At 41.0% G+C, this 20,576-nt stretch carries 12 protein-coding genes; 11 read left to right on the forward strand and 1 reads right to left on the reverse strand.

All coding sequences use genetic code 11. The features are described from left to right. Positions 1-72: 72 nt before the first annotated feature. On the reverse strand, positions 73-918 hold the full coding sequence (locus B5X76_RS08505; RefSeq protein WP_079642678.1) for a helix-turn-helix domain-containing protein: 846 nt from the start codon (positions 916-918) through the stop codon (positions 73-75). 154 nt (positions 919-1,072) lie between these two features. Between B5X76_RS08505 and B5X76_RS08510 the strand changes: the two genes are divergently transcribed. The 11 genes from B5X76_RS08510 to B5X76_RS08560 form a co-directional block, all read left to right on the forward strand. Next, entirely contained in the window at positions 1,073-2,407 is a 1,335-nt protein-coding gene (locus tag B5X76_RS08510) for a sigma-54-dependent transcriptional regulator (protein ID WP_079642701.1), read from the forward strand. A 273-nt stretch (positions 2,408-2,680) separates the two neighbouring features. Then, positions 2,681-3,019, forward strand: coding sequence for a DUF7674 family protein (locus B5X76_RS08515; protein WP_139375243.1), 339 nt, complete (start codon positions 2,681-2,683; stop codon positions 3,017-3,019). A 5-nt stretch (positions 3,020-3,024) separates the two neighbouring features. Beyond that, entirely contained in the window at positions 3,025-3,408 is a 384-nt protein-coding gene (locus tag B5X76_RS08520; RefSeq protein ID WP_079642680.1) for a DUF7674 family protein, read from the forward strand. Then, positions 3,405-3,482, forward strand: a complete 78-nt coding sequence (locus tag B5X76_RS22445) for a potassium-transporting ATPase subunit F (RefSeq protein ID WP_079642702.1) — start codon at positions 3,405-3,407, stop codon at positions 3,480-3,482. The genes B5X76_RS08520 and B5X76_RS22445 overlap by 4 nt, the downstream gene beginning before the upstream one ends. A 36-nt stretch (positions 3,483-3,518) precedes the next feature. After that, the gene (gene kdpA, locus B5X76_RS08530; RefSeq protein WP_079642681.1) at positions 3,519-5,207 is read left to right on the forward strand and encodes a potassium-transporting ATPase subunit KdpA; all 1,689 of its coding nucleotides are present in this window, start codon (positions 3,519-3,521) and stop codon (positions 5,205-5,207) included. 145 nt (positions 5,208-5,352) lie between these two features. Further along, entirely contained in the window at positions 5,353-7,422 is a 2,070-nt protein-coding gene (kdpB, locus tag B5X76_RS08535) for a potassium-transporting ATPase subunit KdpB (protein WP_079642682.1), read from the forward strand. Between the two features lie 22 nt (positions 7,423-7,444). Then, entirely contained in the window at positions 7,445-8,008 is a 564-nt protein-coding gene (kdpC, locus tag B5X76_RS08540) for a K(+)-transporting ATPase subunit C (protein ID WP_079642683.1), read from the forward strand. A 35-nt stretch (positions 8,009-8,043) separates the two neighbouring features. Further along, on the forward strand, positions 8,044-9,096 hold the full coding sequence (locus tag B5X76_RS08545) for a porin (protein WP_079642684.1): 1,053 nt from the start codon (positions 8,044-8,046) through the stop codon (positions 9,094-9,096). Between the two features lie 21 nt (positions 9,097-9,117). After that, positions 9,118-10,239, forward strand: coding sequence for a sensor protein KdpD (locus B5X76_RS08550; protein WP_079642685.1), 1,122 nt, complete (start codon positions 9,118-9,120; stop codon positions 10,237-10,239). A gap of 31 nt (positions 10,240-10,270) precedes the next feature. Further along, positions 10,271-12,016: a HAMP domain-containing sensor histidine kinase gene (locus tag B5X76_RS08555; RefSeq protein ID WP_079642686.1), complete on the forward strand. Its 1,746-nt coding sequence runs from the start codon at positions 10,271-10,273 to the stop codon at positions 12,014-12,016. A 563-nt stretch (positions 12,017-12,579) separates the two neighbouring features. Then, positions 12,580-20,576: Ig-like domain-containing protein (locus B5X76_RS08560; RefSeq protein ID WP_079642687.1), on the forward strand; the 7,997-nt coding region annotated here is incomplete at its 3' end.

Here is a 20,576-nt window from a genome sequence, read left to right on the forward strand (position 1 = left end):
TTTCTTTTGGTGTACCCAAAATTATGCGATAGATAGCACGCATGGAATGGACAAATTCGACTATACCATAGATTATTTTGCAACGATGGATATGCCGACCTTTTCTCTGTATTGGGAGGGGGATATGCCAACATTTTTCTTAAAATATCGACTGAAATAATATTCGTCGTTGAAATTTAGGGTTTCTGCGATCTCTTTGATAGGTAGATGGGTGAGGTGGAGTAGTTTTTTTGCTTCTAAAACAGTGCGTTCTTGAATAAGTAAAGATGGTGATTTTCCGAGCTGTTGTCTGATTTTTTTGCTGAAGCTATCCAAATTTATATTCGCTTGATCTGCATAATACTGTACCGACTTTTGAGTACGAAAGAACTCCTCTAGCCGTTTTTGGAAAATGTTGCCCGTGGTATTGTTGGTATGATCTAACGGACTAAAGCCTTCCATTATCAACTTTTTCTCTTTGCTACAGAGTGCTAATAAAAGCTGTAAATAGGCTTTTATAATGGAGTCCGAATTGCTTGGAGATAAGGAGATCTCATCTGCTACTTTTTGGTATATCTGTTCTATTTCGTTAAATAGGGATGTCCCAACGGTTACATAAGGTTGTATATAAATGTTGTTGAATAGTATGCCGTTGCAGGCTACTTCTTTTTTGTGGTATTCGATGCAGTAATAATCTCCGTGAAAGGTAAGCTGTCTGTAAGATAAATGGGGCGCGTGATGAATTTGTAGGTGTTGATAAGGACTAAGAAATAGGATCGAGTGTGCTGGAATATTATATGCTGTAAAGTCGACTTGGGCAACGGTGTCCCTGTCTATTAGTAAAATCTGGTATAGCGGTATTTGATAATCATCCACTAATAGCATGGTGTCTAGTTGGTTAATTCCTATTAGTTTCTGCGCACTATCTGTTTGCTTCATGATTATAAATACTTAGATTTCTGATGACGACTAAAAATAGTAATATTCTGCGGGATTAGGATATAACGAGGAAGGGATGACTTCCAAATCTTTAATAGAGAATGTTGTTGGAATAGATAGAATTTTAATAGCTTCGTATTCAAATAAACATGAAGTGAATAAGGTACTAATCATTGACGACGAAGACAAGCTAAGACAGCTGATGGCCAAAATTATCGGTTTGGAGGGATTTGAAGTTTTTCAGGCAGCAGATATTAAATCGGGATTGAAACGGTTGGAGTCTACGGATATCGATGTGGTGATCTGTGATGTGAAACTTCCTGATGGCAGTGGTGTGGATACGGTAAAGTTTATTAAGGAAAAATACCCTTATGTAGAGGTCATCTTATTGACGGCTTATGGAAATATACCCGATGGTGTACAAGCTATAAAAAATGGTGCCTTCGACTATATTACCAAAGGTGACGATAATAATAAGATAATTCCACTCTTATACAAAGCGAATGATAAAGCTTCCTTAGCGAAGAAGGTCAATCAATTGGAAAATAGATTGGTGAAAAAATATTCTTTTGATAAAATAGTGGGTAAATCTAAAGTTTTACAACAGACTATTGATTTAGCGAAAAGAGTAGCTGCTACGGATACAACGGTATTGCTCACGGGAGAAACGGGAACTGGCAAAGAGGTCTTTGCACAGTCTATACATCAAGAGAGTACGCGTTCGAAATCAAGTTTTGTTGCTATAAACTGTTCGGCATTCAGCCGTGAGCTTTTGGAAAATGAACTTTTCGGACATCGTGCTGGGGCTTTTACTGGGGCAAATAAAGATCAAAAGGGATTATTTGAAGAAGCACATCGGGGCACTATATTTCTGGATGAGATTGGAGAGATGGCTCTTGAACTTCAGGCCAAAATACTGCGGGTACTGGAAACAGGTGAATTTTTAAAGGTGGGAGATTCTAAACCTACAAAAGTGGATGTGCGTATTATAGCTGCTACCAATCGGAACCTCGAAGAAGAGATTGCTAAAGATACCTTCCGTAGTGATTTGTTTTACAGACTTTCGGTTTTCGTAATTCATCTCCCGGCTCTGCGTGACCGGAAGGAGGACTTGAAGGGACTGGCGTTATATTATATTCAGGAATTTTCACTCAAGGCGGGTAAAAAGCCGCTGTCCCTGAGTCCTGAATACTTAGAGGTGCTGGAGAAAAATGAATGGAAAGGTAATATCAGAGAACTGAAGAATGTTATCGAACGAAGTGTAATCTTAGCAGATAATGATAGTGTAGATGTAGGAACATTGCCTTTAGAAATGCAGTACGACGGTTTAAAAACGAATAGCTCCTCTTCTATGGCCTTGGCCGAAATAGAACGTATCCATATTTACAAAGTACTACAGCATACGGGCGGTAATAAAGCTGAGGCTGCACGCCTTCTACAAATTGGCATAGCTACCCTGTATCGGAAAATAGACGAGTACAAATTGTAAATCATATTTAAATAAAACTAACTCATTTTGAGAAAGAGCCTATCATTTTGATAGGCTTTTTTTGTTGCTATACAAATCTTGTTGCTTGTTTTTGGTTGATATACAGCTGCTTGTTGTTGTTGTGTTTCACTTGGAATAAACTTTGGCATTAAGGTGTAAACAAAGAAAAATATGTTATCAATTATTTTATTAACTGTGGGGCTTATCTGTTTTTGGTTATTGTTCAGGTCTGTCTCTTTTTTCGAGAATATCTAAATGATGGGGACGGTAAAAATGGAAACCAAAATTAAAAACACGCTGATGCAATGGATTCCAGGAATCCAGCCAGCAAGTGAAGATGAGTCTGATTATGACCTGCTGCGGCGGTTGGCCTGCTCGTGTATGGATAGAATCCATATCGGAACAGATGAAGATCTACAATGGGTAGAGGATATTGGTAAGGTGGTCAATCTCTTATATCAAAGTGGCAATAGATACACCAAAAACGCTATTGAAAACGAATTTCTGAGTGAACTGATTCGAGAAGAATGTCCAGCTAGTCTAAAGCTGCATATGGCCTTGTTGCCCAGGGAACTACGAAAGGAATATTTGAAAGTTATCTTAGAAAACTAAGTGAAATGAGAAGGGTAAATGAAGACAACATGGCTAACTATCTAGCGCACGATTGCAGAGAGATCGAAGAAGAGATAGTACTACTTTCAAAGAAGCACAACATTGCAGGTGTCCTACAGGCTGTAGTCAATTTTTTGAGAACACTATTGTTGAACAATCGATTAACGGATGCTTGTATGCATATACAGTTTTTAGGACAGGTATATCAAAAAGGGAATAAATATGTACGCTATCTGATTGAAAACTTGGTAGTACGCGCATTTGAGAGCTTCAGACGACAGTGTGACCAACAGCAATGGGAACAGTTGTATGGACGTATTCCATATCAGCTACAGGGGGTGTATCAACAACAGGTAATTGAGAATCAAATTCAAAAATCAAGACTATGAGTATCCTATTTATAATAGCGGTTGCGGTATTTATATACATCGCCTATGTACTGCTTAACCCAGAGAAGTTTTAAGTTTTAGATAACGGATGCTTTAAAAAATATAAATATATGAACACAGAAATATTAAGTATTATAATTCTTTTCCTACTGACCGTAGTTCTGGCTATTCCATTGGGCAGATACATAGCTCGGGTTTATAGTGGTGATAAAACCTTGTTTGACGGTGTTTTGGGACCTCTTGAAAGATTCGTTTTTAAGATCAGTGGTATCAATCCATCGCAGGAGATGGGCTGGAAACAACAGATGGTTGCGATGCTGACTATCAATATGCTATGGTTTATTATAGGTATGGTACTATTGATGACACAGGGTGGGCTACCGTTGAATCCGGATAATAACGCTAGCATGTCTGCTGATTTGGCATTTAATACGACTATCTCTTTTGTAGTGAACTGTAATTTACAGCATTACTCTGGTGAGACTGGAGTGAGTTACTTAGCACAATTGTGGTTGATGTTTTTGCAGTTTGTGAGTGCGGGTACGGGTATGGCGGCAGCGGTGGTGGTGTTTAGGGCCTTTCGAGATAAAACCGCGGATAAATTGGGCAACTTTTATAATTACCTTATGTTGTCCTGTACACGTATCTTATTGCCTATTTCATTTTTTGTAGCGATAGTCTTGATTTTTCAAGGTACGCCGATGACATTCGACGGTAAGGATACAATGCAGACATTGGAGGGTGATACTATTGAGGTTTCCCGTGGACCGGTAGCCGGTTTTGTCGCTATAAAACATGTAGGGACGAACGGGGGCGGATTCTTTGGTACGAATGGAGCTCACCCTCTTGAAAATCCTACTTACCTGACGAATATGTTGGAGATGATGGCGCAGATGATTGTTCCGTTGGCTATGTTGTTTGCTTTTGGATATTTTACGAAGCGTCTTCGTTTTTCATGGATGATGTTTTCAGTGATGACATTTGGTTTTTTACTGTTGGTGATACCCAATGTGTATATGGAGATGAAAGGAAACCCTGCAATAGAGGGCATGGGAATTAATAATAGTCTTGGGGCTATGGAAGGGAAGGAAATGCGGATTGGGGCGGCAGCTTCGGGTTTTTGGAGTATTGCTACTACTGTTATTTCCACAGGTTCGGTGAATAGTATGCACGATAGTACAATGCCGCTATCAGGGATGAATGAACTGTTGGCCATGATGATTAATAGTTTTTATGGAGGGGTAGGTGTAGGTATACTGAACTTTTTTGTCTTTGTGATACTCGCTGTTTTTATAAGTGGTCTGATGGTAGGACGGACTCCAGAACTGTTCGGGAAAAAAGTGGAAGCACGGGAGATGAAGATCGCTATGATTGTCGCACTGATTCACCCATTTCTTATTCTTGTCGGTACTGGCCTCTCTACAGCATTTCCGCAGTTAACTGCAGATACATTGAATAACCCGGGATTTCACGGTTTTAGTGAGATACTTTATGAATATACCTCGTCATCGGCTAATAATGGGAGTGGTTTTGAAGGATTGGGAGATAATACCCCTTGGTGGAATATCAGTACCGGGATAGTGTTGATCTTAAGTCGTTTTCTACCCATTATAGGTCCTGTGGCGATTGCGGGATTGATGGCACAGAAGAAATTTATTCCTGAAGGAGAAGGAACATTGAAAACAGATACCGGTACGTTTGGTCTGATGATTTTTACCGTTATCATTATTGTTGCCGCTTTGGCTTTTTTCCCAGCTCTGACATTAGGTCCTTTGGCAGAGTATTTTTCTGCACGTTAATCAGGAGTGATAACTCTTAACAAAATATACTATTGATACTGTACTAATGAAATACTCATGTTTAGCGAAGCACAAACACCCATGAGTATTCCATCCCGACTAATCGGGACAAGTCAATGAACGTTAAAAAACAAATCATTTACATATGAAAAATAATAAATCCTTATTTCAAGGGGATATGGTTCGGGATGCACTAAAGCAATCTTTTGTAAAGTTGCACCCAGCACATATGTACCGCAATCCTATCATGTTTACTGTAGAATTGGGTACCGTGATCATGCTGTTTGTCTGTATATGGATCGCCTTTGGCGAACAAGAGCAAGGGAGCTTGATGTACAATTTTGTCGTGTTTATCGTACTGTTGTTGACATTGCTTTTTGCAAATTTTGCTGAAGCTATAGCCGAGGCTCGTGGTAAAGCACAGGCCGATAGCCTTCGGAAGACCCGTGAAGATACACCCGCTAAGCTATCTGATGGTAGGGTGGTTTCCTCAGCGATACTCCGTAAAGGGGATGTATTCTATTGTGAAGCAGGCGATATTATCCCTTCGGACGGGGAGATCATAGAGGGATTGGCTACGATAGATGAGAGCGCTATCACTGGTGAGTCTGCCCCTGTAATCCGGGAAGCCGGAGGTGATAAAAGTTCTGTCACAGGCGGTACCAAAGTGCTTTCTGACCGTATTGTGGTGCAGGTGACCGCGCAACCTGGGGAAAGCTTTCTAGATAAGATGATTGCCTTGGTAGAGGGGGCTAGCCGGCAAAAGACCCCCAACGAAATTGCTTTGACTATTCTATTGTCAGGGTTTACCTTGGTGTTTGTCTTGGTAACAATCACGTTGAAGCCCTTTGCTGATTATGCGAATGTACATATTACTATTGCCTCATTTATAGCCTTGTTTGTTTGTCTTATTCCGACGACAATCGGTGGATTGCTGTCTGCAATTGGAATAGCTGGTATGGATAGAGCTTTGAAAGCAAATGTCATAACCAAGAGTGGTAAAGCCGTGGAGACAGCAGGAGATATCGATGTGTTATTGCTTGACAAAACCGGTACCATCACTATCGGCAACAGAAAGGCTACTCACTTTTATCCCGTGGAGGGGCATAGCAGTAGGGCATTAATAGAGGCTGCATTATTAAGTTCTGTAGCCGACGAAACTCCCGAAGGTAAATCTATTGTGGAATTGGCGGGGGTTACTGAAAATGCTAGACTCGTCACAGACAAGGGAAGTATCTCTTATATAAAAGATGGGGTAGTGTCATTTGAACATAAATTGTCGAACCTGAGCTTTATTCGTTTTACGGCAGAGACCCGTAGTTCTGGTGTGAATATAGGCAATCGGTGTATTCGTAAGGGGGCGACAGATGCTATGCGGGCTCAGGTCGAGCAGGCTGGGAATACATTTCCGAAGGGTACTTTGGAACAAGTGAAAATTATTTCGGAGAATGGAGGTACACCGCTGGTGGTAACGGAGAATAACCAGGTGTTGGGCGTGGTCGAACTACAGGACGTTATCAAAACGGGTATTCAAGAGCGCTTTGAACGGTTGCGAAAAATGGGGATTAAGACAGTGATGGTGACGGGAGATAACCCATTGACAGCCCGGTACATCGCCGAAAAGGCTGGAGTAGATGATTTTATAGCCGAAGCGAAACCTGAGGACAAAATGAACTACATTAAGAAGGAACAACAGGAAGGGCGTTTGGTAGCGATGATGGGCGACGGTACAAATGATGCGCCAGCTCTAGCGCAGGCGGATGTTGGTGTCGCGATGAATAGCGGGACACAGGCTGCTAAAGAAGCGGGTAATATGGTAGACTTGGACAACGATCCTACTAAACTGATTGAGGTCGTGGAGATTGGTAAACAATTACTGATGACGAGAGGTACATTAACCACATTTAGTATAGCTAATGACGTGGCCAAGTACTTTGCTATTATCCCTGCGTTGTTTGTTGCGGCGATCCCGGCACTACAGGGACTCAATATTATGCGTCTGCACAGTCCGGAGACAGCTATACTTTCGGCTGTAATTTTTAATGCTATTGTCATTCCGATATTAATTCCACTGGCGTTGAAGGGGGTGGCCTACAAGCCGATAGGTGCAAGTGCATTATTGCGGCGTAACCTATTGGTATACGGTCTTGGTGGTGTGCTAGTACCGTTTGTCGGTATTAAATTGATCGACATACTTGTGGCTTTATTCTTTTAGTTTTTACATAATTAGTATATATATGAAAACAAATATATTACCAGCTATAAAGCTGACATTTATCTTAATTCTTTTATTTGTCGTGTTATACCCATTCGTTTTGTGGGGTGTTGGGCAATTGTCTAAAGACAATGGAAGGGGAATTCTAGTCAAACAAGATGGGAAGGCGTATTATAAAAACATAGGCCAATCGTTTAAAGAAGCAAAGTATTTCTGGTCACGTCCTTCTGCTGTTGATTATAATGCGGCAGGCTCGGGTGCGAGTAATAAAGGACCTAATAATGAGGAATACCTTCTGCTTGTCAAGCAACGGATAGATGAGTTTGTGCTACAGAATCCTACGGTAAAAGTCTCTGATATTCCGGTTGATCTTGTGACTGCCAGTGGCAGTGGATTAGATCCTCATATTTCTGTCGCTGCGGCTCGTGTTCAGGTAGATCGAATAGCAAAGCTACGTAAACTGGATACCTCCCGTATTTATTCGCTGATTGATAGCTGCACTGAGCGCCCTCTATTAGGTTTGTTTGGTCCCGAAAAAATCAATGTTCTGGAATTGAACCTCGTTTTGGATCAGTTGGTAAATTAATTAAAGTATGACCATAAATAATAAGGAACACACATATGGAAAGATATATAGCTGCATGGGTAGGCGCTGTCCTACTAGGAGGAGTTTTTTTTAAAGCAGGTGCACAAGATGTTAAGGGACTGCAGGTTAGTGGTTACGCCGAAGTCTATTACCAACATGATTTTGGTTCTAATAAATCAAATCAAAGACCTAACTTTATATATAGTCACAATCGCAACAACGAGGTGAGTTTGAATTTAGGGATTATAAAGGCTTCTTATGAGACTACTCATATGCGTACCAATTTGGCGATGGGTGTGGGGTCGTACATGAGTGCCAACTATGCTGCAGAGCCCGATGTTTTGAAAAACATCTACGAAGCCAATGTTGGTGTACGGCTTTCTTCTACTAGGGAACTGTGGTTGGATGTCGGTATATTACCTTCTCATATTGGTGCGGAGGGCGCAATAGGTATGGATTGCCCGACTTTGACACGCAGCTTGATGGCTGAGAATTCGCCTTATTTTGAAACAGGAGCAAAATTATCTTATCAGACGGGAAGTAAAAAATGGCAGTTAGCACTGTTGGTGTTGAACGGTTGGCAGCGTATACAGCGAGTCAATGGAAATACAACTCCTGCTTTCGGGCATCAATTGACATATCGTCCCTCAGAGCGATTAACATTGAATAGCAGTTCTTTTGTAGGTAGTGATAAACCCGATAGTACAAGGCAGATGCGTTATTTTCACAATTTGTATGGCCAGTTTCAATGGACCGAGAACCTGAGCATTACTGCGGCATTTGATATAGGTGCAGAGCAGCAGGAGAAGGGACGTAACAACTATAATATATGGTATTCGCCAGCATTAATCTTGAGTTATAAAGCTGGTACGGCATGGCGTTTTGCTGGACGTGCCGAGTATTATAACGATCGTAAAGGTGTTATCGTTACTGTCGCAGATAGGCAAGGAATGCGTACTGTCGGGGCATCTATAAATGCGGATTATCGTATTTTACCAAATCTACTGTGGCGGGTAGAGGTAAAAGATCTGATACAGGGTAAAAAGCAGTACTGGGCTGCTACAACTGCGCTGGTTGTTAAGTTTTGACCGCCAGCTAAATAAAGAGGTATGGAAGAAAATAAACGCGCGGCGCATTTTCTTGAACTTATTAAAAAGTCGAGAAGAGGTAAGTTCAAGCTCTACATTGGGATGAGTGCGGGGGTGGGTAAGACCTATCGCATGCTACAAGAGGCGCATTCTATGCTTAAAAATGGTGTGGATGTAAAGATTGGATTTATAGAAACGCATTATCGCAAGGAAACGCATGCTTTGTTGGAGGGACTTCCTATTATCCAAAGGAAGCGGATGTTTTATAAAGGTAAGGAGTTGGAGGAAATGGACCTTCAGGCAATCTTGTCAGCGCGGCCGGAAGTGGTGGTTGTAGACGAGCTGGCTCACACCAATATGGAAGGTAGTGTCAACGCCAAAAGGTGGCAAGATGTGATGGATATTCTTGCAGCAGGAATTAATGTGATCAGTGCGGTGAATATACAACACATCGAAAGTCTAAATGACGAGATTCGTGCCATCACAGGTGTGGAGGTTCGTGAGCGTATTCCTGATAGTGTTGTTGCTATGGCCGATGAAGTGGTAAATATAGATTTAAGTGCGGAGGAACTCATAGATCGGTTGAAGGAAGGTAAAATTTATGATAGAAATAAAGTGGATGCTGCACTCGCTAATTTTTTCAAAAGTGATCATATCCTTCAACTGCGCGAACTGGCACTGAAAGAGGTTGCTTCACAGGTACAGCGGAAGGTCGAATCGGAGATAGCTCCTTTACGCTCTGTAAAAAAGGAGCGTCTTTTGGCTTGTATCAGTTCAAATGAAAAGACGGCACGGACCATTATCCGTAAGACGGCTAGACTGGCCAATTACTATAACGCCGTCTGGTACGTGCTGTATGTGCAGACCGCAAAAGAGCGCCTTGATAAGATTGCGCTGGATAAACAGCGGCATCTCATTAATAATTTTAAGCTTGCTACGGATTTAGGAGCAGAAATTATCAAAATAAAAAGCAATCGTATTACCCAAACTATTCTATCCCAATGCGAAGACCGAAAGATAACGACGGTATGTATCGGTAAACCGCATTTGACGTTGTTAAAGATAATTTTGGCTACCGATACTTTTAATACTTTATTAAATAAATTATCAAAAGAAAATATAGATTTGGTGATTCTAAGCTGATAGTTATAGTCCCAATTAAAGAACAAATGGTATGAACATAAAAGCAAAAATTACGTTTGGTGTAGGGATGCTCTTCTTGCTGATCGTCTTGTTGGCTACGGTAAGCGGTTGGTATGTAAATCAACTGAAAAGAGATACGAATAATATACTGGTGGCCAACTATAATACTTTGCAGTATGGCAATAATATGTTATTGGCTTTGGAAGATTTGGAAAGGGATCCTGTGGCGGTGAATCGCTTTCGGGAGAATCTGGATAAGCAACAGCTAAATATGACGGAGCTGGGCGAGCAGGAGGCTACAACGCTGATTGTCGAACATCTGAGTGCATTAATGAAGAATCCCAAGGATCAGCGCTTAACGTCGGCCATTCGTCGGGACGTAGCTGAATTAATGCGCTTGAATATGGAAGCTATCGAGCGAAAGAGCGTCATTGCCGATGAGACTGCGGAGCGTGCAATTATCATTATATCTATAACAGGGGCTTTATGTTTTTTGATTGCTTTCGTTCTATTGGTAAACCTACCCTCTTCGATAGCGAATCCCATAACGGAGTTAACAGAGAGCATTAAACAGATCGCAAATCAAAATTATAAGAAACGTGTGTTTTTCTCGGGACATAAGGAGTTTGGGGAACTGGCAGACTCTTTTAATACGATGGCTGAAAAGCTAGAAGAATATGCGGAAAGTAAATTGGATAAACTATTGAAAAGTAAGAAACGCATCGAGACGTTGATAGACCGAATGCATGATCCGGTAATCGGTACAGATGAGGATGAGATCGTTCTGTTTGCTAATGAGCAGGCCTGTAAGGTGACCGGAATGAGAAGGGAAGAATTTGTCGGTTATTCTATCCGGGATTTGGCATTGCGGAATGATTTGATCCGTGATGTGTATAGAGACTGGAATAAAGACGGGAATGGTTTTTTAGGAAACGGTACGCTTAAAATATATGCTGATGATAAGGAGAGCTACTTTGAGAAGGAGCTTATTGACATAGGGATAGTTCCTACGGGTGAACGTGAAGAACAGTTTATCGGGCGTGTGGTCTTATTAAAGAATGTTACAACGTTTAAGGAGATGGATTTAGCAAAGACTAATTTCATAGGTACGGTTTCGCATGAGTTTAAGACACCGATCGCTTCTATTAAATTAGGAATACAACTGTTGGAGAATAAGCAAATAGGGGTATTAAATGAGGAGCAGTCGAATTTGGTTACAGGGATCAAAGACGATTTGCAACGCCTGTTGCAGATTACTGGGGAGTTGTTGAATATGGCTCAGGTGGAAAGTGGCGCTATTCAGATGAATATAACGGCGACTGAAGTGAAACCCATTGTCGATTATGCGGTAGAGGCCAATCGTGCAATGATGGAGCAACGTCATATTGAGATTGCTGTAGATATTGAGGAGCCTATGGTCAACGTTCAGGCCGATTCGGAAAAGACTGCTTGGGTGTTGACGAATTTGATTTCTAATGCATTGCGGTATTCGCATGACGATTCTAATGTATATGTGCGGGTATATGTTAAGGAAGATAAAGTCTGGTTTTCGGTACGTGATACAGGGCAGGGGATTTTGCCGGAGTACACGGATAAGATCTTTCACCGCTACTTTAGGGTGCCTGGCGTAAAGAAGGAGGGAACAGGACTGGGACTCAGTATTAGTAAGGATTTTATTGAGGCACAAGGGGGAGTTATCACTGTCGAAAGTGAGTATGGAATAGGTAGTGTTTTTTCTTTTTTCCTGCGGGCTGAAAAACGCTTGCAGTCAACTTAAAATCGTATTCACTTTTAAGTAGATCAATCTAATTTTTCCAATATTTTAAACGAACCTCAGCGAAAAGTCTGAGGTTTTTTGTTATTGTTCAATCATGGTTGAACGTTGTGTGGACAACCATTAATATATAGACTCGAATGTTTTGTAGCTAAAAGTTTACAAAATGAAATTAAAAAGTTCTCTAAAGTTAAAACTGTAACACGCGTCACTAAAAAAAGTGATATATATCACTTTTTTTAGTGACGCGTGTTAACTCTGTGGTGAAAGTATTTAATGACTTTATTTTTTTTGAATCGTTTTAAGAAAATATCATTGGATAGGTGAGGGTTTTTGTTTAAACATGTTTGGTTATTCTGTTATTTTGTGTCGTTTTGGTTAATAAATATTCTGAAAATAAATTTTAAATTTTCGTTTGAATAATTTTTTTAAATAAAGAGTAACATTTAGTTTTGTAGTGTATTCATCATGCTACATATGATGGTTGCTACCTATTAGAAATTGTAATGTTGTATTTGAGGTCATGAATTTTGTGATCTGAAAGACCATACCAAGTTGTTGATTATATGAAAAATGCAAATCAAGCCCCTGGATTGTTGCGTAGCCGTTCGTCTAGCTTCGCGTTTATGCTCCTTACTTATTGTGTATTATTGCTGATGCCTGGCTGGGCCAGGGGGCAGACGAAAGTATTGGCGAATGAGGTTTCCTACACTACTGGGGATAAGCCTGTGGTGTTTGGTTTTAATAAGCCTACAGTTGATAATCCAGATAACGCATTGCTAGATAATAATGATTATTCCAGAGTTTGGGCTAGTCCTGGGGTTCTTTTAAATGGAGGAGCTTATCAAGGAGTCATTGAGCTCAAGTTTCCCGAGGGGCTCTCTGCAAATCAATGGTCTTATGTTCGAATTGGAGCTGACCCAACGCTTCTGAGAGCGTTGTTGGGGGGCTCTTTAGGAAATGCGTTGGGAACAATTCTTGGTGGAGTATTATTAGGAAATCAAGAGTTTGAAATTGAGGTTCTTAATAATACCAATTCTGTTTTGAAACGAACAAATACAGAAGGTTTTAATATTGATCGGATTAAGTTATTAGTTGATGGAAGTGGTAATTCTTATATTGCGGTCAAACCTTCTGCAGCTTATGATAGGGTGCGATTAACCAATCGCTCTATTTCTGCGCTTGGGTTAGGAACTCAGTATACTTTAGATGTATACAACGCTTTTACATTCACGGGGTCTGGTGGTGATTGTGGGCGTCCGATTGGAACTGCCTTTGATGGTAGTGCAGGATTAGGCTTGCAGGTAGCAGATTTAAATAATCAAAACTTAAATAGGGCGATTGATGCCGACATGAATAGTTTTTCATTGTTGAAATCTTCAGGAATACTAGATCTTAGTGTAGCTCGGTCTTTTTCGCAGTATTTTTATTTCCCGACCACGTCGCCTGAAAATAGCTCAGTTAATATAAAACTGGCATTAGGTTCTGGTGGAGTAGTGAATACTGATTTGTTGGGGGGTATCGAGGTGGTGTTCACTAAATGGAATTCAGCTACTGCTGCGAATGATGTTGTTTATAGACGGTCGTTGCAAAGCAGTCTGTTGAATAATACGGATGCACTGGCTTTATTACAATCAGGCAATGCTGCGACCCTGACTTTTGGTCCAGGTAAAGCGTTTGATCGGATAGAGGTTAGATTGAATTCTACTGTTGGTTTGAGTGTTTTAGGTAATGGAGTGCGTATCTACAATGTGCAGCGTTATACAGGTGCCCCAGGTTGTGTCAATCCTGAAATTGGCACTACACCTTCACCTACGACGGGCCCATTGCAATCGGCTTCCTGTGCAGGTGCATTAGGTACGTTTTCAAATGTCGACTTTGCGCACTTGGCTGTAGATAATAATAATGAAACATTTGCAACTATCCACGCAGACGCGGGTAGTTTATTAGTATCTGGGCCAACGACAGGATACCTAAATCTAGACATGGGGCAGACTGTAGGTGCAGGTAAGACAACTTATATTCGTATTAATTATGATCAAGATGTCTTGGAGCGCTTGCTGAACGGTAGTCTTGGGAAGTTAGCAGGTGGATTAGTGAATGACTTACTTTTGGGAAATCAATCTTTTGAAATTGTAGCAAAAGACGGAAATGGAACTCCGGTGCTTTCTGCAACGAGTAAAGACGCATTTCAGGCGAGCGTAACCAATAACGAAGGTACTGTCCGAATCGTTAGGGATAATATAGGTCGTTATTATATAGCTGTCTCTCCAAAGAATGGTTATAGAACTATTCAGATTACGAATAAGGTAGAAGCAGTTTTAGCTACAGGTAAAAAAGCATCTCTAGATGTTTACAATGCTTGCTTCGAATTAGGAACGGATAAATGTTTCCCTGCTAATTTTACATCTTATCAGTACAGTGGTATTTCATTAGGTGTAGCTGATCTTGCAAAATCCAAAGTAGATAATTCCTATCGTGCAATCAGTGTGAATTCATCTGATTACTCAGAAATTAGTCTTGGTGTAGGTGTAGCTGCTGAAATTTTCCAATCGGTTTATTTCAACCAACCTTCCGATGCTAATGATTATGTGAAAATTCGTATGAAGCTTTCGCCTTCGTCGTTGTTGGACGCGCAGGTTTTAGCAGGGTATAAGGTGCGCTTTTTTAACGGTGAAACACAGGTAGGATCTGATTATACCATTTCTCAGGGATTGGTAAATAACTTGAATGCTTTAGGTCTTTTAGGCTCTGGAGATATTGTTACTTTAGAATATACGCCAAACGGGACGTTTGATCGCGTAGATATAGGTATGGATGGCTTGGTCAACGCTGATGTAAATACATCGCCCTTAAGAGTATTCAGTGTCAAACGATTTGGTGCAGGTTGTCAAGAAGTGCCAAAAGCTTGGCCTCTAAAAGATCCGAAATTTGCCACTGAGCTTAATGGTGCTTCTAATGTAGATGAAGTTCAAAACTTATTCAATGAGGATTTTGATAGTTTCGCGACTTTAAAATCCGGCGAACAAGGATTATTAGGTCTAGGCGGGAATCTTCAAGGATCGGTCGAACTAGGTTACACGAATGAAATCCCTGCTGGTACAACATCTTATGTCCGAATCGATTTTGAACAAGGTGTCTTAGATGGATTACTAAGTGGTAGCTTGGGGAATGTGGTGACTGGATTGGTAAATGGACTTATACTTGGCAATCACTTCTTCGAAGTAGAGGTTAAGCATAATGGCGTACCTCTTCCTGGCCATAGCGTGAGTTCTAGTTCTGATCAGATTTCTGCTGGGGGAAATAATAACATACGGATCGTGAAGGATAAAGATGGTCATTATTATATAGCTATCACACCTGATGCACCATATACTTCAGTACGTATTGTAGATAAAACAAAGGCACTGTTGCCATTGAATTCACCTGCGAACACGATGAATATTTATGGTATGGCCTATGAAGGTAGTACAGACGGATGTTTGGAAGTGTTCTCTACTTCATATGAGTATGAAGGATTAAATTTATCGGTCACGAATTTATCAGGAGCGGGCGTTACTAATCCGCAATATGCTATTGATGATAATTCAAATAGCGCCTCTCAAATATCCAACGGAACTTTAGCTGTTGGTACAGCAACCACGCAATGGCTATTCTTTAATACGAAATCAAAGGCAAATGATATAACTACAATTAAGTTACGTACGCAAGGTGGTGCTGTGAATGTCAATTTGTTGGGTGGGGTAATTATTCGTGCTTATAATAATGATGCGCTTGTAAAATCATTAAGTTTAGAGGAATATCAACAACTGGTATCTGGAATCAACGTCTTGAATCTGTTGAATTCTAATACAGGTATAGAGATTCCACTTGTTACGGACCAGTCCTACGATCGTATAGCGATTACTTATGGTGGTACTGTGGATATTTCTGCTTTCCCTCCATTGGAAGTATTTAGTGTAACACGTACTTGTACACAAGCTCCGGCATCTTTGCTGTCTTGGAAATCATTTGTTGTTGATAATGATGCCGCTATTAAAGAAGTAAAAGGTGGTGAAGAAGTAGAATACACTATTCATATACGCAATACAGGTAGTGTAGCGTTGGAGGATTACATCATTACAGATGCTATTCCTGACAATACTGAATTTGTTTCTGCAGAAAATGCTGGTTCAGTAACTGGAGGAGTTGTAACATTTAGCGGTATAGATGTACCTGTAGGTGCGACTGCAACGGTTAGCTTTAAAGTGAAGGTTAATGAGAATTTAACGGGGGTTACTAAAATTAGTAATGTGGCATTGGTTAAGAAAGATGCTACAGATCCAGGAACGGAAACATTCCCTCCATTGCCAACGGATCCAAATGAACCGAAAACAGATGGCGATAAAGGAACGGATATACCGGTAACGCCAATCTCGACTATCGAAACATGGAAGTCATTTGTTGTCAACGATGATCCAGCCATAAAGACAGTGATAGGTGGTGAATTAGTAAAATACACTATCCACGTAAAGAATACAGGAAACACGCAGTTGACGAATGTAAAGATTGCGGATGAACTTCCGGCTGGAGTTACCTACGTGTCTGGTGGTACCTTCGATGGTACTCAGGTGCGCTTTGGAACGCAGACGGCAATTAATATCGACTATGGACAGACTATTGCCCGTACATTTACGGTACGTGTGAATGCTAATCTAAGCGGTATCAGTACTATTAGTAATATTGCAACTGTAGAGGGGGACGGCTTGACGTCTACACCGACAGTGCAGCCTGATTCTAATGATCCAAATCAACCGGGTGATCCAGGTTCAACAGATATTCCGGTTACAGATAATTCGACAGTAACGTTTACAAAGGTAGCTTCCGGATCAAAGAAAATTGTGGAAGGACAACCATTGACTTATATTCTTACGGTTGAAAATACGGGTAATAAAGATTTGACTAATGTCGTTATATCTGACCCTTTAAATGCGATACCTGTTTACTTTACCGATCAGGTAGAAGTTGATGGGGTGCTACAACCCGTAGTTGGTGGAGCTGGAATATCAAAGACTATCGGCAGTCTGGCGGTAGGGGCTTCGGCAACGGTTACGATCAAAGTTACGGCAGTTGCAACTTTGCCAAATGCTAATCCGGTGATCAATACAGCTACTGTAACTTTTACAAAAGAAGACAATACAACAGGATCAGAAACTGCTACAGAGACGGTTTTATCAGACTGTGATGAGGTCAATGGTGATGATATTAATGTTTTGCCAACTTCTGGTACTGTATGTATAGGAGAGCAGGCGACATTTACAGCAAGTCTTGCTATTGCTATGCCTACAGGTGCAGATTTTGTGTGGCGCAGAGGATCTGATAATGGACCGATTATACATACAGGAGGAACGTTTAATGTAATGGAAAGTACTGCCGGAACATATACTTATGTAGTAAGTGTTGAAGGTGGAAGAGCTTGTTTCAAAACACCAGGAAAGACAGTTAGTGTAACGGTTAATCCTCGAGCTACTGCCGCATTAACTACTACGCAGGATATAGCTGTATGCCAAGGAGTAGCTATTGATTTAAATACATTAGTGACTGTAGGCGGTAGTGTTGACGCTCCTGTTGTGCGGTTTTACGCTGACGCAGCTTTAACATCAGCATTGCTATCTCCATCAGTTTCACCAGCTGTGGGCACATATACATATTATGTTACTGTAAGCGGTACCGATTTGTGCGAGAATGCTCCGAATACGGCTGCAGAGATTGTAGTAACGGTTAGTTCTCGCGCTCTGGCAGCAGATATTTCTGTACAGGGGGTAACTATCTGCGAAGGCGATAATACAACACTTACAGCTGCTTTATCGTCCGGGAAACAAATTAATAACCCGATATTTAAATGGTATAGTGATGCTACATTAACCACATTGGAACATACAGGAGCTAGTTTTACACCATCTCCAGCATTGACAGCTACAACATCTTATTTTGTTACCGTTCAGGGAACAGGTGTCTGCGAGAATCTACCGGCAGAAGCCAAAGAAGTTGCTGTTACGGTGACACCTAGAGGTAAAGCTGGATTTATTACTATTGATGGACCTTCTGAGGTTTGCGAAGGAGAGAATATAAAATTCGAAGCTATTCTTGCACAACCTACTCCGTCTATAATTAATCCGGTGATCAGGTGGTATAGAGATGCTGCATTGACCGAATTGATCTATGAAGGCAATACTTTTGAATCAATCGCAGACGCGAGTCGTATCGGGGTCAATACATTGTACGTCACTGTATCAGGTGATAACTACTGTGAGAATGCTGCAGGTACTGCCCAAAATCATGTAATAACGGTGAATGAAATGGCTGTTGTTAAACTGGAAAGTAAACAGACCTCATTCGCAATTTCGAAGGGTGCAATGCTTGATTTATGGGGTGTAAGTGGGCCTACTGTATCACCAGCTACGACAACTGTAAACTGGTATGACGAAAATAATAGCCTAGTAGCTCCTGGTAATGTAGAAAGCTGGCTAAAGAATATTTCATTCTCTGCTGAAGGTACTTATACTTTACGTGTGGAAGCTAGTGCAGGTAGTTGTGTTTCTAATACAACGATTACTATTACTGTATTTGATCCAGACCGGTGTCCTCCGTCCGTACAGCGCGTTTATGCTTCAACCCAAAGCTGGAGTTCAGTTATTACGGGAGGGGTTTCTAAGGATGGACAAGCTGTTGATGGCAATGTGAAAACGTATTCTACATTAACCACTGGAGTTGGTCTATTGGGAATAGGTACGGTATGGCAGAATTTAAATTTTGGACACGAGGTACCTGCAGGAACTCCTTTAACCGTTAAGCTTGGTAAAGAATATAGTGGATTGATGCTTGCAGGGGGGATTACGGTAGTAGGATATAATAATGATGGGGATATAGGGCCAATCCGTGGTGTACAAGGTGCTATTTTAGATTTGTTGAACGCTGATAACGTTGTAGAGTTTACTTTTGTGCCGACCGAAGGAGGCGTAGCAAAACCTTATACTGGCGTACGTGTAATACAAGGTGCGCTGGTTAGTGTGGCACAGAATGTCCGTTTGTATGGAGCTTATTATACAAAGAGTGGACCGGTAAATTGCGATGCTATTGACGAAAGCACGAATAGGGATATTCTAGATCTGTACCATGGGGTGCGTGATATCGGTCTTGGTGTAGCTAGCTCGTTGGCCACTGTTAAAGATCCATGGAATGCTGTTGATAATGATCCAAATACTTTTACAGAGTTCTGGGCTGGTGTGGGTGTTCTAAATCAAGGGTTTATTACCCCAGTTTTTAAAACGAGGAGTATGCCTACAGATTCATTACATATTACGTTGGCAATTCCAGGTCAACCGGTACTTAGTCTTAGTCTTTTGACGAATATCAAGATACAACGTTATCTTGGGGGGGCAAAAGTCGGTAGTGAAATACGACCTTTGGGGCAGAATATTCTAGGATTACGTTTGTTAGGTTTACTTGGGGATGGCTCACAGAAAGCGGTATTGACTATTCCTTCAGAAGGGCAGGTTTACGATCGCATAGATATTGCTTATGATAAATTTTTATCTGTTCTTGGCGATTTTGTAAATGTATACGACGTATCTGTTGTACCTAAAATAGCCAATGTTGATGATGGTTCTATGAGCTTTGAGGTGTGCGCAACGGGCGATTTACGGATCCAGATGCAAGATGGCTGTACTAATTATGAAGTGTTTGATGACAAAGGGAATTCTTTGGTAACTGCGGACAAGTTGAATTTTGAACTGCCAACGGATGTTCAACCGGGTACATACACTTATTATGTACAGGCTAAACGCTACGATTGTACAGTTGGTCCAAGACAGGCGATAACGGTGAAAGTGAACGCTTTGCCTACTACATCAAGTATCAAGTTAAATGGTGGGGAACAGACTACAATTACTTTGGCGCCATACGAGGAATTGAATGTAGAGGTTATAACAGATGCCAATACAACTATAGCAAAATGGGAAATTAATGAGAGTGGTACTTGGAATGAGTACACTGTAGCTGGTACGGACAAGACAGCATTTGCATATGCTGTGCCATTAAAGCCGGCTGGTTCTCAAGTCAAGTTCAGAGCTTTATTGACATCGGATAAAGCTTGTGATGCCTATACAAGTGAAATTGTATTAAATATCAAAGCCCAAGAGGTTGATTATGATAAATCTAATCTTAAGGTAACGAAATTAGAAGCTGTTGCAGATGGAGTTGACTATACCGAGTTCACAGCAACTATCATGGATGCGTTCGAGAATCCTATTGCGAACAAGGATGTCGTATTCAGTATTACAAATCCAGATGGCACTACGGAACAACGAACAATCACTACAGATGCAGCTGGTGTTGCAGTTGTACAGCCTACTTCTACGAAAGCAGGTATAATTACTGTTGATGCCCAGGTAGATACTAAGTCTATCAAAGATAGCCCTGCACAAGCTAGGTTTGTAGCGGGAGCAGTAGACTACGGCAAGTCTAATCTTAAGGTAACGAAATTAGAAGCTGTTGCAGACGGAGTTGACTATACCGAGTTCAC

Origin of the sequence: Sphingobacterium nematocida (assembly GCF_900168125.1) — a bacterium.
Taxonomy (GTDB): Bacteria; Bacteroidota; Bacteroidia; order Sphingobacteriales; family Sphingobacteriaceae; genus Sphingobacterium; species Sphingobacterium nematocida.

Coding starts and splice junctions, on each gene's coding strand:
- B5X76_RS22445 (WP_079642702.1), top strand. CDS start 3,405: ATGAGTATCCTATTTATAATAGCGGTTGCGGTATTTATATACATCGCC.
- B5X76_RS08555 (WP_079642686.1), top strand. CDS start 10,271: ATGAACATAAAAGCAAAAATTACGTTTGGTGTAGGGATGCTCTTCTTG.
- B5X76_RS08550 (WP_079642685.1), top strand. CDS start 9,118: ATGGAAGAAAATAAACGCGCGGCGCATTTTCTTGAACTTATTAAAAAG.
- B5X76_RS08520 (WP_079642680.1), top strand. CDS start 3,025: ATGAGAAGGGTAAATGAAGACAACATGGCTAACTATCTAGCGCACGAT.
- B5X76_RS08515 (WP_139375243.1), top strand. CDS start 2,681: ATGGAAACCAAAATTAAAAACACGCTGATGCAATGGATTCCAGGAATC.
- B5X76_RS08545 (WP_079642684.1), top strand. CDS start 8,044: ATGGAAAGATATATAGCTGCATGGGTAGGCGCTGTCCTACTAGGAGGA.
- kdpB (WP_079642682.1), top strand. CDS start 5,353: ATGAAAAATAATAAATCCTTATTTCAAGGGGATATGGTTCGGGATGCA.
- B5X76_RS08505 (WP_079642678.1), bottom strand. CDS start 918: ATGAAGCAAACAGATAGTGCGCAGAAACTAATAGGAATTAACCAACTA.
- kdpC (WP_079642683.1), top strand. CDS start 7,445: ATGAAAACAAATATATTACCAGCTATAAAGCTGACATTTATCTTAATT.
- kdpA (WP_079642681.1), top strand. CDS start 3,519: ATGAACACAGAAATATTAAGTATTATAATTCTTTTCCTACTGACCGTA.